Source organism: Streptomyces sp. NPDC029674, from assembly GCF_044903205.1.
Taxonomy (GTDB): domain Bacteria; phylum Actinomycetota; class Actinomycetes; order Streptomycetales; family Streptomycetaceae; genus Streptomyces.
In genome coordinates, this window is the sequence record NZ_JBJDPY010000002.1 from 638,438 (window position 1) to 655,078 (window position 16,641).

Below are 16,641 nucleotides of genomic sequence, written 5' to 3' on the forward strand. Positions count from 1 at the left end.
GTCGCAGGTCTCAACTCGGACAAGGCTGTCGGGCAAAGTCGTATTCGATCTTGCCCACCCGGCGGCGAGTGGACTATACCTGTCGCGTCCGACGTCAACTGCCCTGGCCGGTGGGGGAACCCGGCGCACGACCCCAGCTTCACACCACCGCGGTGCCGGGGAGGGTCCGGTTCACCGCCTGAGTCCTGGAGAAGGCGAGGACTTGAGCATGGGATCCACCAGCGTCAACCGTCGTGATGTCATGAAGAGGGCCGCGGCCGCCGGTCTGCTCGCCGTGCCGGCCGTGGGGGCGCTCAGCTCCTGTGCCAGCGGGGGCGGCGAGGGGAACAAGGCCGAAAAGGGCGAGAAGAGCAAGAAGAACCCGCTCGGCGTGAAGGAGGACGCGGGGCTCACGGTCTACATCTTCAACGGTGGATACGGCGACAAGTACGCCCAGTTCGTCACGGACATGTACGCCAAGAAGTACCCGAAGTCCGACCCGGACCAGAAGCCCACCGAGAAGATCGCCACCCAGGTCCAGCCGAAGATCGTCCGCGGCAAGCCCACGGCGGACGTCGTCAACAACTCCGGCGCCGACCAGATGAACCCCGGCAAGCTCGTCCACAACAAGCAGGTCGCCGACCTCAGCGAGGTCCTCGACGCGCCCTCGTGGGACGACCCGAACGTCACCGTGCGCGAAACCCTCGTACCGGTCGTCGAGCAGATGGGCCGCTTCGGCGGCAGCGAGTGCTACACGCTCAACATCGCGCTGACGGTGTACGGGAACTGGTACTCGAAGAAGCTGCTGGAGGACGGGCTCGACTCCTCGTACCCCAAGACCTGGGACGAGATGCTCGCCGTCTGCAAGAAGGCCAAGGCCAAGGACATCCACGGCTGGAGCTACCCGGGCGGCCACCCCCGCTACATGTTCTTCAGCATGTACGCGATGTTCGCCCAGCGCGGCGGCCGCGAGGTCACCACCGCCATGGACTACCTGGAGCCGGGCGCCTGGAAGCACGACGCGGTCAAGGACGTCTTCGAGGCCTGGGAGGAGCTCGTCGCCAAGAAGTACGTGCTCACCGGCTTCGACGGCACCGAGGCGCACACCGAGATGCAGACCGCGTGGACGAAGGAGGGCAAGTGCCTCTTCGTGCCCAACGGTTCATGGGTGGAGAACGAGGCGAAGGACACCACGCCGAAGGACTTCGCGATGACGGTGGGCGCCACCCCGTCGCTGGACTCCGGCGACAAGCTGCCGTTCGGCACGCTCTACGCCCCCGCGGGTGAACCCTTCATCGTGCCCGCCAAGGCCAAGAACCGGCAGGGCGGCCTGGAGTGGCTGCGGATGATGTACAGCAAGGAGGCCGCGCTCAACCTCTTCAAGGAGATCGGCTCGATGCCGGTCGTGAAGGGCGCCATCGACGGCCAGAAGCTGCCCTCGGGCACGGCGAGCGCACAGGCCGCGATCAAGGCGGCCGGCGAGAACATCGTCATCCCGCAGTTCATGGACTGGTACAACGAACTGTTCCGCGAGGACTTCAACAACATGATCCACAAGTTCATGCAGGGCCAGATCGGGGCCAAGCAGGCGATGGACACCATGGAGAAGGCCTCCGAGCGGATCCTGAAGGACCCCGACATCACCAAGGTCAAGAAGGCCTGAGCGGCGTGAAGACCGGCACGAGGAAGAAGCGGGCGGAGCCCACGGCTCCGCCCCGTCCGGCCAACGGGCTGCTGCTCGGCGTCTCGATGCTGCTGCCGCCCCGCTTCACCCCCCGGCGCGTCCGCTACGACCGGCGCTACCGCACGCTCGACAAGTACCGCTTCATCGTGGGCTTCCTGGCCGTGCCGCTGGCGTTCTACGCGCTCTTCGTCATCTCACCCTTCCTGCAGGCGATCTACTACTCGTTCACCGACTGGTCCGGCGGTCCGGTCGCGAACTTCGTCGGGTTCGACAACTACGAGAAGATGTGGAACGACGACCGGTTCTGGGACTCCTTGCAGGTCAGCACCCTCCTGCTGATCCTCGCCCCGGCCGTCACCCTCGTCCTCGGCATGTTCTTCGCCTTCATGATCACCTCGGGCGGCCGGCACCGCAGAGGACAGGCCATCGCGGGCGTCGCCGGCTCCTCGGTCTACAAGGTCGTCTACTTCTTCCCGCAGGTCCTGTCCGTCGCCATCATCGCCGTGGTGTGGGGCCGCGTCTTCAACACCAACAGCGGCCTCATCAATGGCGGCCTCGACAAGGTGGGTGTCGACGGACCCGCCTGGCTGGGCGGCGACCAGACCCTGGCCATGTTCGCCCTGCTCACCGTCATCAGCTGGAGCTTCATCGGCTTCTACGTGGTGCTGTTCTCGGCGGCGATGGGGGCCATTCCCAAGGAGATCTACGAGGCCGCGCTGCTCGACGGCGCGGGCCGCGCCCGCACCTTCTTCAACGTCACGCTCCCGCTGATCTGGGACACGGTGCGCACCGGCTGGATCTACATGGGCATCCAGGCGCTCGACACCTTCGCCATCTGCCTGGTCATGGTGCCGCCGCACGTCCTGAAGGTGACCCCGGTCTTCCTCTACGAACGGTTCCGGGACGGCCAGTACGGCTACGCCACCTCCATCGGCGTGGTCCTCCTCGTCCTCAGCATGGCGTTCTCCCTGATCGTCATGCGGGTCGGGAACCGCGACCGGATCGAATACTGAGACCGCGGGAGCCGCTGCATCATGACCACCACGACCACCACCGCCCCGCAGCCGGAGACCGCCGCCGCGCCCCGCCGCGAGAAGGAGACGGGCGGCACCACCCTCAACGTCTTCTCGCACGCGTTCCTCGTCCTGTGGGTGATCCTCGCCGCCGGGCCCCTGATCTGGGTCGCCCTCACCGCGTTCCGCCCCTCGGCCGAGATCCTCAGCGACCCGATGGGCTGGCCGGCCTCCTTCCACTGGGAGAACTTCAGCAACGCGTGGAGCAAGGCCAACATTGGTCAGTACACCCTCAACTCGCTGATCATCCTGGCCGGTTCGCTGACCGGGACGATGCTGCTGGGTTCGATGGCGGCCTACGTCATCGCCCGCTTCACCTTCCCCGGCAACCGCGTGGTCTTCATGCTGTTCGCGGGCGGCATGATGTTCCCGGTCATCCTCGCCCTGGTGCCGCTCTTCGCGGTGATGGAGAACTTCGGTCTCCTCGACACCCGGCCCGGCCTGATGATCGCCTACATCGCGTACTCACTGCCCTTCACCACCTTCTTCCTGACCTCCTTCTTCCGCACGCTGCCGACCGGCGTGCAGGAGGCGGCGATGGTCGACGGGGCCTCGCACACCCGCACCTTCTTCCAGATCATGCTGCCGATGGCCAAGCCCGGCCTGGTCAGCATCGGCATCTTCAACTTCCTCGGCCAGTGGAACCAGTACCTGCTGCCGCTGCTGCTCAACAACGAGGACGAGAAGAGCTACGTGCTGCCGCAGGGGCTCGCCTCGCTGGCCGTCTCGCAGGGCTACCGGGGCGACTGGGGAGCGCTCTTCGCCGGGCTCACCATCGCCATGCTCCCGGTGCTCGTCGTCTACGCCGTCTTCCAGCGACAGGTACAGGCCGGTCTGACGGCGGGAGCGCTCAAGTGACCTGGTGGGGAAGGTGATTTCAGCTTGGCCACGAAAGTGGTCTAGGCCTGTATGGGCGAATCGGGCCGTGAGTAGTGTCGGCGCCACGGCGCCGCGGGGGGCGACTGGAAGCGCTCGAGTCGACACCGATGTCGAAGGGTTGAAAACAGCATGAGGAACCGAATAGTCGCCACCGGTGCGGCAACACTCGCCATGGCGCTGTCACTCACCGCCTGCGGCGGCGACAGCGACAGCGGCGACGGCAAGACCATCAAGCTCGTCGCCGCCGACTACGGCGACAAGGCCTCCAACGCCTCCAAGGTGTACTGGGCCGAGGTCAAGAAGGAATTCGAGGCGGCCAACAAGGGCTACAAGGTCGAGGTCCAGGTCATCAACTGGAACGAGATCGACAAAACCGTCAAGAACATGATCCAGGCGGGCAACGAGCCCGACCTCCTGCAGACCGGCGGCTACGCCGACAAGGTCGCCGACGACCTGCTCTACAAGGCGGACGAGGTGATGTCCGCCAAGACGCGCGACAACCTCATCCCCTCCTTCGCCAAGGCCGGCGAGGTCGACGGCACCCAGTACGGCATCCCGTGGGTCTCCTCCGCCCGCGTCATGTTCTACAACAAGTCCGTCTTCAAGAAGGCCGGCATCAAGTCCCCGCCGAAGACCTGGGCCGAACTCGCCGACGCCGCAAAGAAGATCAAGGCGAAGAAGGCCGCCGAGACCCCCTACGCGCTGCCCCTCGGCCCCGAGGAGACCCAGGGCGAGACGATGATGTGGGAGCTCGGCAACGGCGGCGGATACACCGACGCGGACGGCAAGTACACCATCGACAGCCCGCAGAACGTCGAGACCTTCGAGTGGCTCAAGACCAACCTGGTCAAGCCCGGCCTCACCTACGCCAACCCCGCCTCCACCGACCGCAAGACGGCCTTCGCGGACTTCGCGGCCGGCAAGGTCGGCATGCTCAACGGCCACCCGAGCCTCATCCAGATGGCCAAGGAGGGCAAGGTCGACTACGGCGTCACGCCCATCCCCGGCAAGGAGGGCCCGCTGGAGAGCACCCTCGGCGTGGCCGACTGGATGATGGCGTTCAAGGACGGCGGCGCCGAGAAGGAGGGCGTGAAGAAGTTCCTGGACTTCACGTACTCCAAGAAGATGCTGGCGTTCGACGAGATGTACAACCTGATGCCCGTCACCCAGGACGCGCTCAAGGAGATGCAGACCAACGGCAAGCACAAGGACCTGGAGCCCTTCTTCGAGGTGCTGCCGAACGCCAAGTTCTACCCCCTCGGCGACACCTCCTGGGACCTCGTCTCCGCCGAGATGAAGAAGACCGGCGGCAAGGCCGTCTCCGACGACCCGAAGCAGGTCCTCGGCGACCTCCAGAAGAAGGCGGAGTCGGCGGCGGCCGACGCCAAGTAGCACTCAGTCAGGCACCCTTCGCCACCTCCGTCACGTCCGCAAGGAGTCCTTGTGTCGCTGAAGGCCCCTCCGTCCCCGGCCGGGCCCGGCCGGGGACGGGGCGGGCGCGCACCCAGGCCGGTGAGCCGCCGCGGCGGCCTGGCCCGGCTCGGTCCGCTGCCCTGGATAGCGCCCGTCATCCTGCTGATCCTCGCCGTCGTCGTCTGGCCCGTCGTCGAGCTGATCCGCACCTCGTTCCTCAACATCTCCATCTCCGGCAAGGTGCGCGGCAGCGCCGGGACCGACAAGTTCAAGAAGCTCTTCGAGGAGAGCGACTTCGGCGCCGTCCTGACCTGGACCGTGATCTGGACGATCGTCGTCGTCACCGTGACGATGCTGCTGTCACTCGCCCTGGCCCAGCTCTTCAACCAGAAGTTCCCGGGCCGCCGCATCACCCGCTGGGCGCTCATCGCCCCCTGGGCGGCCTCCGTCCTGATGACCGCCATCGGCTTCAAGTGGATGCTCAACCAGACCGCCGGCGTGCTCAACACGCTGATGCTCGACCTCGGCCTGATCGACAGCTCCAAGGACTGGCTGGGCAAGCCGGAGACCGCCTGGCCGTGGATGATGGCCGTCGCCGTCTTCGTCTCCCTCCCCTTCACCACGTACACGCTCCTGGCCGGCCTGCAGACCATCCCGCGGGACGTCTACGAGGCGTCGCGCATCGACGGGGCGGGCACCTGGCAGACGTACCGCCACATCACGCTCCCGATGCTGCGGCCCGCCTTCCTCGTCGGCGTCGTCATCAACCTCATCAACGTCTTCAACTCCTTCCCGATCATCTGGGCCATGACCCAGGGCGGTCCGGGCTACGACACCTCCACGTCGATGGTGTTCATGTACAAGCTGAAGGAGACCGACATCGGCGAGTCCGCGGCCATGTCGGTCGTCAACTTCCTGATGGTCGTGGTGCTCGTGCTGATCTTCCTGAAGGTCAGCCGGTGGAACGAGGAGGACTGATGGCCACCGCGACGGCGACCCGCCCCGCGCCCCGGAAGGACGGCGGGCCCAGGAAGCGCAGGCGCGCCTTCCGGCCCCGCACCCTGGTCATCACGGCCTGCGCGTGGCTCCTGGCCGCGATCTTCCTCGCGCCCTACCTGGAGATGATCGTCACCGCGCTCCGCCCCAAGGAGGAGCTCCGGGACCGCACTTACCTGCCCCAGAACCTGGAGTGGGCCAACTTCATCGACGTGTGGAAGGAGTCCGAGCTCGGCCAGAACCTCCAGGTCACCCTGCTCGTCGCGGGCGGCGCGACGCTGCTGGTCCTCCTCGTCTCCCTCCCCGCCGCCTACTACACGGCCCGCATGCGCTACCGAGGCCGCAAGCTCTTCCTGCTCCTCGTCCTCGTCACCCAGATGTTCCAGCCCACGGCGCTCCTGGTCGGCCTCTACCGCCAGTTCCACCAGCTGGACATGCTCAACTCGGTCTGGACGCTGATCCTCACCAACGCGGCGTTCAACCTCGCCTTCGCCGTGTGGATCCTGACGGCCTACATCAGCTCCATCCCGCCGGAGCTGGAGGAGGCCGCCATGGTCGACGGCACCAGCCGCTTCGGCGCCATGGTCAGGGTGACGCTGCCGCTCGCCCTGCCGGGCGTCGTCACGGCCGTGATCTTCACCTTCATCACGTCCTGGAACGAGTTCGTCATGGGCCTCACCCTGACCACCGAACCGGACAAACAGCCCCTGACGGTCGGCATCAACAACTTCATCGGCAACTACACGGTGCAGTGGAACTACCTCTTCGCCGCGTCCGTGGTGGCGATCGTGCCGGTCATCGTGCTGTTCGCGTTCATCGAGAGGCATGTGGTGTCGGGCCTCACAGCGGGGTCGGTGAAGTAGGCGTCCTTACGTGGAGTCAGAAAACGCAGGTCAGGGTCGCGATCAGGCTTGGCGGGCGTAGGACGCGAGGCGATCGGCGAGCGCGGTGACGAGGCCGCGCAGTTCATCGGGACGCTCGACGACGAACGGCCGGTCGAGTGAGGCGAGTACTGGCGGCAGCCAGTCGAGCCGCTCCGCCCGCAGCTCGACGCGCAGCCAGCGCTCGGTCGCCCGGTCCTGGCCTGCCGCGGGCTCGTACTCCTCCAGGCTCGCGACGCCGGCCGGAAGGCGGGCGCGGATCTGCTCGACCGTCCCGTGGATCCGCAAGGTCACCTCATGCCGGTACTCGGCCGTGGCGAACGCCGACAACACGCGCTGTGCCGGACCGGGACCCGCGGGCGCTTCGAACGAGCCGGGCAGGGTCCGCGCGTCCGCGATGCGATCGAGCCGGAAGGTTCGGTCCTCGCCGATCCGGGTGTCCTCGCCCGTGACGTACCACCGGCCCGCATGGGCGACGATCCCGTACGCGTGCAGCGTGCGTTCGCTGCGCCGTCCGTCGCGGTCGGTGTAGCGGATCGAGACCGGCCGGCGGTGGCGCACCGCATCGGCGATGGTGAGCAGGGTCCCGGCGTCCGGGGTGTCGAACTCGCCGGGCTGGTCCGTGAAGGCGAGAGCCTCCAGAAGCGTGTCGAGCCGACGGGCGATGTGCCGGGGCAGCACCCGCCGGATCTTCGCCGATGCCGTCTCGCTCGCCGTGTGCTCCGTCGTCGTCAGCCCTGCTCGGCGGCCGGCGACCAGGCCGAGCAGCACGGCCAGCGCCTCGTCGTCGCTGAGCATGAGCGGAGGCAGGCGGTACCCGGGAGCGAGCCGGTACCCGCCGTAGCGGCCGCGCACCGATTCCACGGGCACATCCAGGTCGATCAACTGGCCCACATACCGCCGCACGGTGCGCCCTTCCACGCCGAGCCGGTCGGCCAGTTCGGCCACGGTCCGGGTGCCGCCCGACTGCAGCAGCTCCAGGAGTGTCAGCACGCGGGCAGTGGGTCGGGGCATGTGCACAACCTAGTGCGAATACAGGACCGATTCTGTCCGCTATTTCTCCTAGCCTGCGCAGTGCACGCCTCCAGCACAGCCAAGGAGATCCCCATGGACTTCGTCTCGATCCGCATCATCACCAGCGACGTGGCGCGCCTCGTCGAGTTCTATGAGCGAGCCACAGGGGCACGGGCGACGTGGTTCACCGAAGACTTCGCCGAACTCAGCACCGGGGGCGCCACCCTCGCGATCGCCGGCACCCGTACCGTCCCGCTGTTCGCCCCGGGCTCTGCCCGCCCGGCGGCCAACCACAGCGTGATCACCGAGTTCCTCGTCGACGACGTGGACCGCGTCCACCAGAACCTGACCGGCTTCGTCACCGACTTCGTCACCGAGCCCACCACGATGCCCTGGGGCAACCGGTCGCTGCTGTTCCGTGACCCCGACGGCAACCTCGTCAACTTCTTCACCCCCGTCACCCCGGCGGCCATCGAAAAGTTCGCACGCTGACACCACGCAAAGCCGCTCACAACGTTCCGCCCGGCAGGAAACCAAGTGGAATCCCGCGGTCCCCGCGTGGTGATCTTGTCCTGGCCCAGACCCTGTGATGTCCAGGAGGACGCGACCATGAGCCGGCGGACGGAAGCACGAGCGGGAGCGATACCAGCGGCGGCGGCACCGGTGACGCGTGGTGATCCCGCGCCGCCGGACAAGGGGGTGGGCGGTCGCGTGCTCGCGGCCGCCTCCGTCACCGTGGTGCTGTGGGCGTCGTCGTTCATCTCGATCCGCAGCTCCGGCGAGCACTTCGGACCCGGCGCGCTCGCCTTCGGACGGCTGGCCGTGGCGTCCCTCGTGCTGGGCGCCATCCTGCTGGTCCGGCGGGAGGGGTTCCCGCCCCGGGAGGCCTGGCTCGGCATCGCCGCCTCGGGAGCCCTGTGGTTCGGCGCGTACATGGTCGCGCTGAACTGGGGCGAGCGGGAGGTGGACGCGGGTACGGCCTCGATGATCGTCAACGTGGGGCCGATCCTGATGGCGCTCCTCGGCGGCTGGCTCCTCAAGGAGGGGTTCCCGCCCAAGCTGATGGCCGGTATGACGGTCTCGTTCGCCGGAGCCGTGGTCGTCGGGCTCGCCACGTCGTCGGGCGACGGCGGGTCCTCGCTCCTCGGCGTGCTGCTGTGCCTGGTCGCGGCGGTGGTGTACGCGGTGGGCGTGGTGCTGCAGAAGCCGACGCTGAAGCACGCCACACCGCTGCAGGTGACCACGTTCGGCGCGCTCGTCGGGGCGGTGGCGTGCCTGCCGTTCGTCGGGCAGTTCGTGTCGGAGGTGGGCCGGGCCCCGGCGTCGGCGACGTTGCAGGTGGTGTATCTCGGCGTCTTCCCGACCGCCCTCGCGTTCAGTACGTGGGCCTACGCGATCTCCCACAGCACCGCGGGGAAGATGGGCACGACGACGTACGCGGTGCCGGTGCTCGTCATCCTCATGTCGTGGCTGTTCCTCGGCGAGGTGCCCGGTTGGCTCGCGCTCCTCGGCGGTCTGCTCTGCCTCTGCGGGGTCGCGGTGTCGCGCATGCGCGGGAAGCCGCGGGACCCGGTGTCCGCCGACTCCTGATCTCCGCCGACTCCTGATCTCCATCGACTCCCGATTTCTGTCAACGACTTGACTGCGGCAGCTCCTTCAGCGGAGTTTGGAGTTCACAACTTGTACATGGCCCGGTACCCGATTCAGAGACCGGCGTCACGGGGGACCACAGGTCGCCCGAAAGAGGACAAAGGGTGGATGAGTCAATGGAGACTCCGGGGTCGCAGTCGTCTCTGCACCGGGCCAATCTCGAGCGGGTCGTACGCGCCGTGCGGCTCGCGGGATCGCTCACGCAGGCGGAGATCGCGAGGACGACGGGCCTGTCGGCCGCGACGGTCTCCAACATCGTGCGGGAGCTGAAGGACGGCGGGACGGTCGAGGTCACGCCCACCTCGGCGGGCGGCAGGCGGGCCCGCAGCGTCTCGCTCAGCGGTGACGCGGGCATCGTCATCGGCGTCGACTTCGGCCATACGCACCTGCGCGTGGCGGTCGGCAACCTCGCCCACCAGGTGCTCGCCGAGGAGTCCGAGCCGCTGGACGTGGACGCGTCCGCCGCGCAGGGCTTCGACCGGGCGGAGCAGCTCGTCAGCAGGCTGATCGCGGCCACCGGCGTGGACCGCGAGAAGATCGCCGGGGTCGGGCTCGGCGTGCCGGGGCCCATCGACGTGGAGTCCGGCACCCTCGGCTCGACGTCGATCCTGCCGGGCTGGACCGGCACCAAGCCCGCCGACGAGCTGGCGGACCGCCTCGGCGTCCCCGTGCACGTCGACAACGACGCCAACCTCGGCGCGCTCGGCGAGCTGGTCTGGGGGAGCGGCCGTGGCGTCAAGGACCTCGCGTACATCAAGGTCGCGAGCGGTGTGGGCGCCGGGCTCGTGATCAGCGGGCGGATCTACCGGGGGCCCGGCGGCACCGCGGGCGAGATCGGGCACATCACGCTCGACGAGTCGGGCCCGGTCTGCCGCTGCGGCAACCGCGGCTGCCTGGAGACCTTCACCGCCGCCCGTTATGTCCTGCCGCTCCTCCAGTCGAGCCACGGCACCGACCTGACCATGGAGCGGGTGGTCGGCCTCGCGCGCGACGGCGACCCCGGCTGCCGGCGCGTGATCGCCGACGTCGGGAGGCACATCGGCAGCGGCGTCGCGAACCTCTGCAACCTCCTCAACCCGTCCCGTGTCGTGCTCGGCGGCGACCTCGCCGAGGCCGGTGAGCTGGTGCTCGGGCCCATCAGGGAGTCGGTCGGGCGGTACGCGATCCCGAGCGCCGCGCGTCAGCTGTCGGTCCTGCCCGGGGCGCTCGGCGGCCGGGCCGAGGTGCTCGGCGCGCTGGCCCTCGCGCTCAGCGAGATGGGCGATTCAACCCTTTTGGACGGAACGCTGCCCGCGGGCGCACCTGCCTTCACTTAGATAACGCATGGCACCGTTGTCATCTCGTTAAGGATTTACTCCTTGACGCTGGTGTGGCGGCCGAGTTGACTTCGAGCCACCTCGGCCGCAACGACGCGGCCTCGTCAGGGAGGCACCCCACCATGAACGCAATGACGCGTCGCGTCGTCATAGGCACGGCCGCGGTTTCGATGGCACTCGCCATGACCGCCTGTGGCAAGGCCGGAGACGGCGACGAAGACAAGAGCAGCGGCGGCGACGGCAAGACCATCGGTCTGCTGCTCCCCGAGAACAAGACCACGCGCTACGAGACCTTCGACCGCCCCATCATGGAGGCGAAGATCAAGGAACTCTGCTCGGACTGCAAGGTCAAGTACAACAACGCAGCTCAGGACATCGAGAACCAGAAGAAGCAGTTCGACGCCCTCGTCACCCAGGGCGTCAAGGTGATCATCCTGGACGCGGTCGACTACAAGTCGACCAAGTCGTGGGTCAAGCAGGCCGAGAAGCAGGGCGTCAAGGTCGTCGCGTACGACCGCCTCGCCGAGGGCCCGCTCGCCGCCTACGTCTCGTACGACAACGAGAAGATCGGCCGCCTGCAGGGCGGGGCCATGGTCAAGGCGCTCGGCTCCGACGCCAAGGACGCCAACGTCGTCATGATCAACGGCTCGCCGACCGACCCGAACGCCCCCTTCTTCAAGAAGGGCGCCCACTCGGTGCTCGACAAGAAGGTCAAGAAGATCGCGTACGAGCAGGACATCCCGGACTGGTCGCCGGACGAGGCGAACAAGAAGATGTCCTCCGCGATCGACAAGCTCGGCAAGGACGGCATCCAGGGCGTCTACGCCGCCAACGACGGCATGGCCGGCGGCGTGATCACGGCACTCAAGCAGCGCGGCATCAAGGTCCCGGTCGGCGGCCAGGACGCCGAACTCGCGGGCGTGCAGCGCCTGTTGAGCGGCGACCAGGACTACACGATCTACAAGCAGATCCGGCCGGAGGCCGAGACCACCGCCGAGATCGCCGTGAACCTGCTCAAGGACAAGAGCATCGACACCCTCACCGACCGCAAGGTCGACTCGCTGAGCGGCGACTTCAAGGGCATCCCCGCCAAGCTGTACGACGCGCAGGCGATCACCAAGGACGAGGTCGCGGACACCATCGTCAAGGACAAGGTGTACAAGGTCAGCGAGATCTGCACGGCCCAGTACAAGAAGGCGTGCGACGCCGCGGGTATCAAGTAACTCCCGCTTGCGGTAAATCCGTTCGTACGAGATGCGGTCCCCGGACCGCACGAGACGCGGCCCGCGGGCGCGCGAGAGCGCTCCCGAGCGGCCCCCGTACGGGACGGCATTCCAGTACCGGTCCGGTGCTCGCCCCATTCACTCCGCCCCGCAAACGGGGGGCGGGCACCGGACTTGCCCTTGCTGCACCACCATTCCCCGCCGGTCAGGCGGCGAAGGAGATGATTCACGTGTCCGCTACGCCCGTGCTGGCGTTGCGCGGGGTCTCCAAGCGGTTCGGCGCCGTCCAGGCGCTCACGGACGTAGACCTCGAAATCCACACCGGTGAGGTGGTCGCCCTGGTCGGCGACAACGGCGCCGGCAAGTCCACCCTCGTCAAGACGATCTCGGGCGTCCACCCGATCGACGACGGCACCATCGAGTGGGAGGGCAGCCCGGTCCGCATCGGCCGCCCGCACGACGCCCAGAACCTCGGCGTCGCCACCGTCTACCAGGACCTCGCCCTCTGCGACAACCTCGACGTCGTCGCCAACCTGTTCCTCGGCAGCGAGCTGAAGACGGCCTCCGTCCTCGACGAGATCAAGATGGAGAAGCGGGCCAAGGAGCTCCTCGACACCCTCTCCATCCGCATCCCCAGCGTCCGCATCCCGGTCGCGGCGCTCTCCGGCGGCCAGCGCCAGGTCGTCGCCATCGCCCGCGCGCTCGTCGGCGACCCCAAGGTCGTCATCCTCGACGAGCCCACCGCGGCCCTCGGCGTCGAGCAGACCGCCCAGGTCCTCGACCTCGTCGAGCGGCTGCGCGAGCGCGGCCACGGAGTGATCCTCATCAGCCACAACATGGCCGACGTGAAGGCCGTCGCGGACCGCGTCGCCGTGCTGCGGCTCGGCCGCAACAACGGCACGTTCTCCGTCGCCGACACCACCAACGAAGAGATCATCGCCGCCATCACCGGCGCGACGGACAACGCCGTCACCCGCCGCAGGGCGCGTACGGCCACGGCGACGAAGGAGGACGCGAAGTGAGCGACCTCGCCAAGACCCCCAAGGCCCCCACGGGCACCCCGTCCGACGCCCCGGCCTCCGCCGCACCCGTCCCCGCGGTCGACCCGCGCCTCCTCGTCCGCGAGGAGGGCCTGGCCGGCTACTGGACCGAGTTCAAGCGCAAGATGCGCGGCGGTGAGCTCGGCTCGCTGCCCGTCGTCATCGGCCTGATCGCCATCGCGATCATCTTCCAGCTGAAGAACGACCACTTCCTGGACGCGAGCAGCCTCGCGAACATCGCGGTCTTCACCTCCGGCCTCGGCATCATGGCCGTCGGCATCGTCTTCGTCCTGCTGCTCGGCGAGATCGACCTCTCGGTCGGCTCGGTGGCCGGCATGGGTGCGGCCGTCTGGGCCGTGCTGAGCGTCACGCACGAGCTGAACGACTGGCTCTCGGTGCTCATCGCCGTCCTGTCCGGCCTGGTCATCGGCGCCCTGCACGGCTTCTTCTTCGCCAAGGTCGGCGTGCCCGCCTTCGTGGTCACCCTCGCCGGCTTCCTCGGCTGGAGCGGTCTGCAGATCTGGCTGATGGGCGGCGAGGGCAGCATCAACACGCCCGAGGGCAGCGTCGTCGAGGACCTCACCGGGCACTTCTTCGCCGAGAAGGGCGCCGCCTACGGCCTCGCGGCCGTCGCGATCATCGCGTACGCGGGCTCCCTGCTCCTCGACAGCCGGCGCCGCAAGGCCGCCGGGCTCCCGTCGCGGCCGGTCAGCGAGATCGTGCTGCGCACGGTCGTCGTCGCCGTCCTCGCGGGCGGCGCCGCGTACGAGCTGAACGAGCCGTCCGGCGCCCGCGGCCTGCCGCTGGCCCTCGTGCTCTTCCTCGCCGTCCTGGTGATCGCCGACTTCGTGGCGCGCCGCACCACCTTCGGCCGCCAGGTCTTCGCGGTCGGCGGCAACGCGGAGGCCGCGCGGCGGGCCGGCATCAACGTCGACCGCATCCGCATCACGGTCTTCGCCATCTCCGGCATGCTCGCCGCGTTCGGTGGCCTCTTCATCGCCAGCCTCTCCGGCGGCGCGACGAAGAGCCTCGGCGGCGGCAACACGCTGATGATGGTCATCGCCGCGGCCGTCATCGGCGGCACGAGCCTCTTCGGCGGGCGCGGCAAGGTGTGGTCCGCGCTGCTCGGCATGCTCGTGATCCAGTCGATCCAGCAGGGGCTGAACATGCTCGGCATGGCGAGCGAGATTCAGTTCATGATCACGGGGGCGGTGCTGCTCGCCGCGGTGGTCATTGACTCTGTTTCGAGGCGTACGCAGAAGTCTGCCGGGCGCGCGTAGCGTTCCCCTGGGCAGTTTTCCGGCTGCGGGTCCGTCGTGGCTGGTCGCGCCCACGCGGCGGAGCCGCAAATGTCACAGCCCCGCGCCCCTATTAAGGGGCGCGGGGTCTTCCGTTTGGCTGGAGAAGTTGCCTCCCGGACGCGGCGGCCAGTCGCGGAACATTAGACTCGACAGACCCGGCAACGCTCGAACAGCACATCTCAGCTCTACTGCAAGGAGGCACGGGTGCCGCTGCTGACCCGCATCACGGGACCGCGCGATCTGGACCGTCTCAGCCCGGAGGAGCTGAACCAGCTGGCCGGAGAGATCCGCGGCTTCCTCGTCGAAGCAGTCTCCAAGACCGGCGGCCACCTCGGCCCCAACCTGGGCGTGGTAGAGCTCACCATCGCCCTGCACCGCGTCTTCGAGTCCCCCAAGGACAAGGTCCTCTTCGACACCGGCCACCAGAGCTATGTGCACAAGCTGCTCACCGGCCGCCAGGACTTCGACAAGCTGCGCAACAAGGGCGGCCTGTCCGGCTACCCCTCGCGCGCCGAGTCCGACCACGACGTGATCGAGAACAGCCACGCCTCCACGGTCCTCGGCTGGGCCGACGGCCTCGCGAAGGCCAACGAGGTGCGCGGCAAGGACGACCACGTCGTCGCCGTCATCGGTGACGGCGCGCTCACGGGCGGTATGGCCTGGGAGGCGCTGAACAACATCGCGGCCGCCAAGGACCGCCCGCTCGTCATCGTCGTCAACGACAACGAACGTTCGTACGCCCCCACGATCGGCGGTCTCGCCAATCACCTGGCGACGCTGCGGACCACTGACGGCTACGAGCGGTTCCTGGCCCGTGGGAAGGACATCCTGGAGCGCACGCCCGTCGTGGGCAGGCCGCTCTACGAGACCCTGCACGGCGCCAAGAAGGGCCTGAAGGACTTCATCGCCCCGCAGGGCATGTTCGAGGACCTGGGGCTCAAGTACGTCGGGCCGATCGACGGCCACGACATCGAGGCCCTGGAGTCCGCGCTCCAGCGCGCCAAGCGCTTCGGCGGCCCGGTCATCGTGCACTGCCTCACCGAGAAGGGCCGCGGCTACAAGCCCGCGGAGGAGGACGAGGCCGACCACTTCCACGGCATCGGCCCGATCCACCCCGACACCGGTCTTCCCATCGCCGCGGGCGGCATGGACTGGACGTCTGTCTTCGGCGAGGAGATGGTCAAGCTCGGCCACGAGCGCGAGGACATCGTCGCCATCACGGCGGCCATGCTCCAGCCCGTCGGCCTGGCGAAGTTCGCCAAGGCGTTCCCCGACCGCGTCTACGACGTGGGCATCGCCGAGCAGCACGCGGCCGTCTCGGCGGCGGGCCTGGCCACCGGCGGCCTGCACCCCGTATTCGCCGTCTACGCGACCTTCCTCAACCGCGCCTTCGACCAGCTCCTGATGGACGTGGCCCTGCACAAGTGCGGTGTCACCTTCGTCCTGGACCGGGCGGGCGTCACCGGCACGGACGGCGCGTCGCACAACGGCATGTGGGACATGTCGATCCTGCAGTGCGTGCCCACCGTGCGGATCGCCGCGCCGCGCGACGCCGACCAGGTCCGCCTCCAACTGCGCGAGGCCGTCGAGGTCGACGACGCGCCGACCGTCGTGCGCTACTCGAAGGGCGCCGTCGGACCCGCGGTCAAGGCCGTCCGCAAAATCAACAACATGGACGTGCTGCGCGAGCCGGGCAGCGACCGCCCGGACGTGCTGCTCGTCTCCGTCGGCGCGCTCGCGCCCATGTGCCTGGAGATCGCCGGCCTGCTCGACAAGCAGGGCATCACCACGACCGTCGTCGACCCGCGCTGGGTCAAGCCGGTCGACGAGGCCATGGCGCCCCTCGCGGAGCAGCACCGCGTCGTCGTCACCGTCGAGGACAACTCGCGCGCGGGCGGCGTCGGCTCGGCGATCGCCCAGGCCCTGCGCGACGCGGGCGTCGACGTGCCGCTGCGCGACTTCGGCATCCCGCCGCGCTTCCTCGACCACGCGTCCCGCAAGGAGATCATGGCCGAGATCGGCCTGACCGCCCCGGACATCGCCCGTCAGGTGACGGGTCTGGTCGCCAAGCTGGACGGCCGGTTCGAGCGCGGCGCCGCCGCGACCGTGGAGCCCGCCCGCGACTGAGAGCCCCTGCTCCGGCGTCAACGCGCGCCGCCGAAGGGCCGGTCCCAGCACCCTGTACGGGTGGT

General features: G+C 68.3%; 14 protein-coding genes. 13 read left to right on the top strand and 1 reads right to left on the bottom strand.

The genetic code is table 11. The features are described from left to right. Nucleotides 1-208 precede the first annotated feature (208 nt). From ngcE to ACI2L3_RS06855, 6 genes are all read left to right on the top strand, one after another. Nucleotides 209-1,642: an N-acetylglucosamine/diacetylchitobiose ABC transporter substrate-binding protein gene (gene ngcE / locus ACI2L3_RS06830; RefSeq protein ID WP_404751226.1), complete on the top strand. Its 1,434-nt coding sequence runs from the start codon at nucleotides 209-211 to the stop codon at nucleotides 1,640-1,642. A gap of 86 nt (nucleotides 1,643-1,728) precedes the next feature. Further along, nucleotides 1,729-2,676 (top strand): carbohydrate ABC transporter permease, encoded by a 948-nt coding sequence (locus ACI2L3_RS06835; RefSeq protein ID WP_404751345.1) that lies wholly within the window; start codon nucleotides 1,729-1,731, stop codon nucleotides 2,674-2,676. Between the two features lie 21 nt (nucleotides 2,677-2,697). Then, entirely contained in the window at nucleotides 2,698-3,594 is an 897-nt protein-coding gene (locus ACI2L3_RS06840) for a carbohydrate ABC transporter permease (protein ID WP_404751227.1), read from the top strand. Nucleotides 3,595-3,744: 150 nt separating this feature from the next. Beyond that, on the top strand, nucleotides 3,745-5,007 hold the full coding sequence (locus ACI2L3_RS06845; RefSeq protein WP_404751228.1) for an extracellular solute-binding protein: 1,263 nt from the start codon (nucleotides 3,745-3,747) through the stop codon (nucleotides 5,005-5,007). A gap of 51 nt (nucleotides 5,008-5,058) precedes the next feature. Then, on the top strand, nucleotides 5,059-6,006 hold the full coding sequence (locus ACI2L3_RS06850) for a carbohydrate ABC transporter permease (RefSeq protein WP_404751229.1): 948 nt from the start codon (nucleotides 5,059-5,061) through the stop codon (nucleotides 6,004-6,006). Further along, the gene (locus ACI2L3_RS06855; protein WP_404751230.1) at nucleotides 6,006-6,887 is read left to right on the top strand and encodes a carbohydrate ABC transporter permease; all 882 of its coding nucleotides are present in this window, start codon (nucleotides 6,006-6,008) and stop codon (nucleotides 6,885-6,887) included. The genes ACI2L3_RS06850 and ACI2L3_RS06855 overlap by 1 nt, the downstream gene beginning before the upstream one ends. Before the next feature lie 42 nt (nucleotides 6,888-6,929). Here ACI2L3_RS06855 and ACI2L3_RS06860 read toward each other — a convergent pair whose 3' ends face one another. After that, entirely contained in the window at nucleotides 6,930-7,919 is a 990-nt protein-coding gene (locus ACI2L3_RS06860; protein WP_404751231.1) for a helix-turn-helix transcriptional regulator, read from the bottom strand. Nucleotides 7,920-8,012: 93 nt separating this feature from the next. Here ACI2L3_RS06860 and ACI2L3_RS06865 point away from each other — a divergent pair, with 93 nt between their 5' ends. The 7 genes from ACI2L3_RS06865 to dxs all read left to right on the top strand — a co-directional run bounded on the left by ACI2L3_RS06865 (nucleotide 8,013) and on the right by dxs (nucleotide 16,576). Next, nucleotides 8,013-8,411, top strand: coding sequence for a VOC family protein (locus tag ACI2L3_RS06865; protein WP_404751232.1), 399 nt, complete (start codon nucleotides 8,013-8,015; stop codon nucleotides 8,409-8,411). A 171-nt stretch (nucleotides 8,412-8,582) separates the two neighbouring features. Continuing rightward, nucleotides 8,583-9,509 (top strand): DMT family transporter, encoded by a 927-nt coding sequence (locus ACI2L3_RS06870; protein WP_404751233.1) that lies wholly within the window; start codon nucleotides 8,583-8,585, stop codon nucleotides 9,507-9,509. 176 nt (nucleotides 9,510-9,685) lie between these two features. Continuing rightward, nucleotides 9,686-10,885 (top strand): ROK family protein, encoded by a 1,200-nt coding sequence (locus ACI2L3_RS06875; RefSeq protein ID WP_404751234.1) that lies wholly within the window; start codon nucleotides 9,686-9,688, stop codon nucleotides 10,883-10,885. 122 nt (nucleotides 10,886-11,007) lie between these two features. Then, a complete protein-coding gene (locus ACI2L3_RS06880; RefSeq protein ID WP_404751235.1) occupies nucleotides 11,008-12,108 on the top strand; it encodes a sugar ABC transporter substrate-binding protein in 1,101 nt (366 codons plus the stop codon). A gap of 221 nt (nucleotides 12,109-12,329) precedes the next feature. After that, nucleotides 12,330-13,130: an ATP-binding cassette domain-containing protein gene (locus ACI2L3_RS06885; protein ID WP_404751236.1), complete on the top strand. Its 801-nt coding sequence runs from the start codon at nucleotides 12,330-12,332 to the stop codon at nucleotides 13,128-13,130. Next, on the top strand, nucleotides 13,127-14,428 hold the full coding sequence (locus tag ACI2L3_RS06890) for a sugar ABC transporter permease (protein ID WP_404751237.1): 1,302 nt from the start codon (nucleotides 13,127-13,129) through the stop codon (nucleotides 14,426-14,428). Before ACI2L3_RS06885 ends, ACI2L3_RS06890 begins: the two co-directional genes overlap by 4 nt. Before the next feature lie 225 nt (nucleotides 14,429-14,653). Beyond that, on the top strand, nucleotides 14,654-16,576 hold the full coding sequence (gene dxs, locus ACI2L3_RS06895) for a 1-deoxy-D-xylulose-5-phosphate synthase (RefSeq protein WP_404751238.1): 1,923 nt from the start codon (nucleotides 14,654-14,656) through the stop codon (nucleotides 16,574-16,576). The last annotated feature ends 65 nt before the right edge of the window (nucleotides 16,577-16,641 follow it).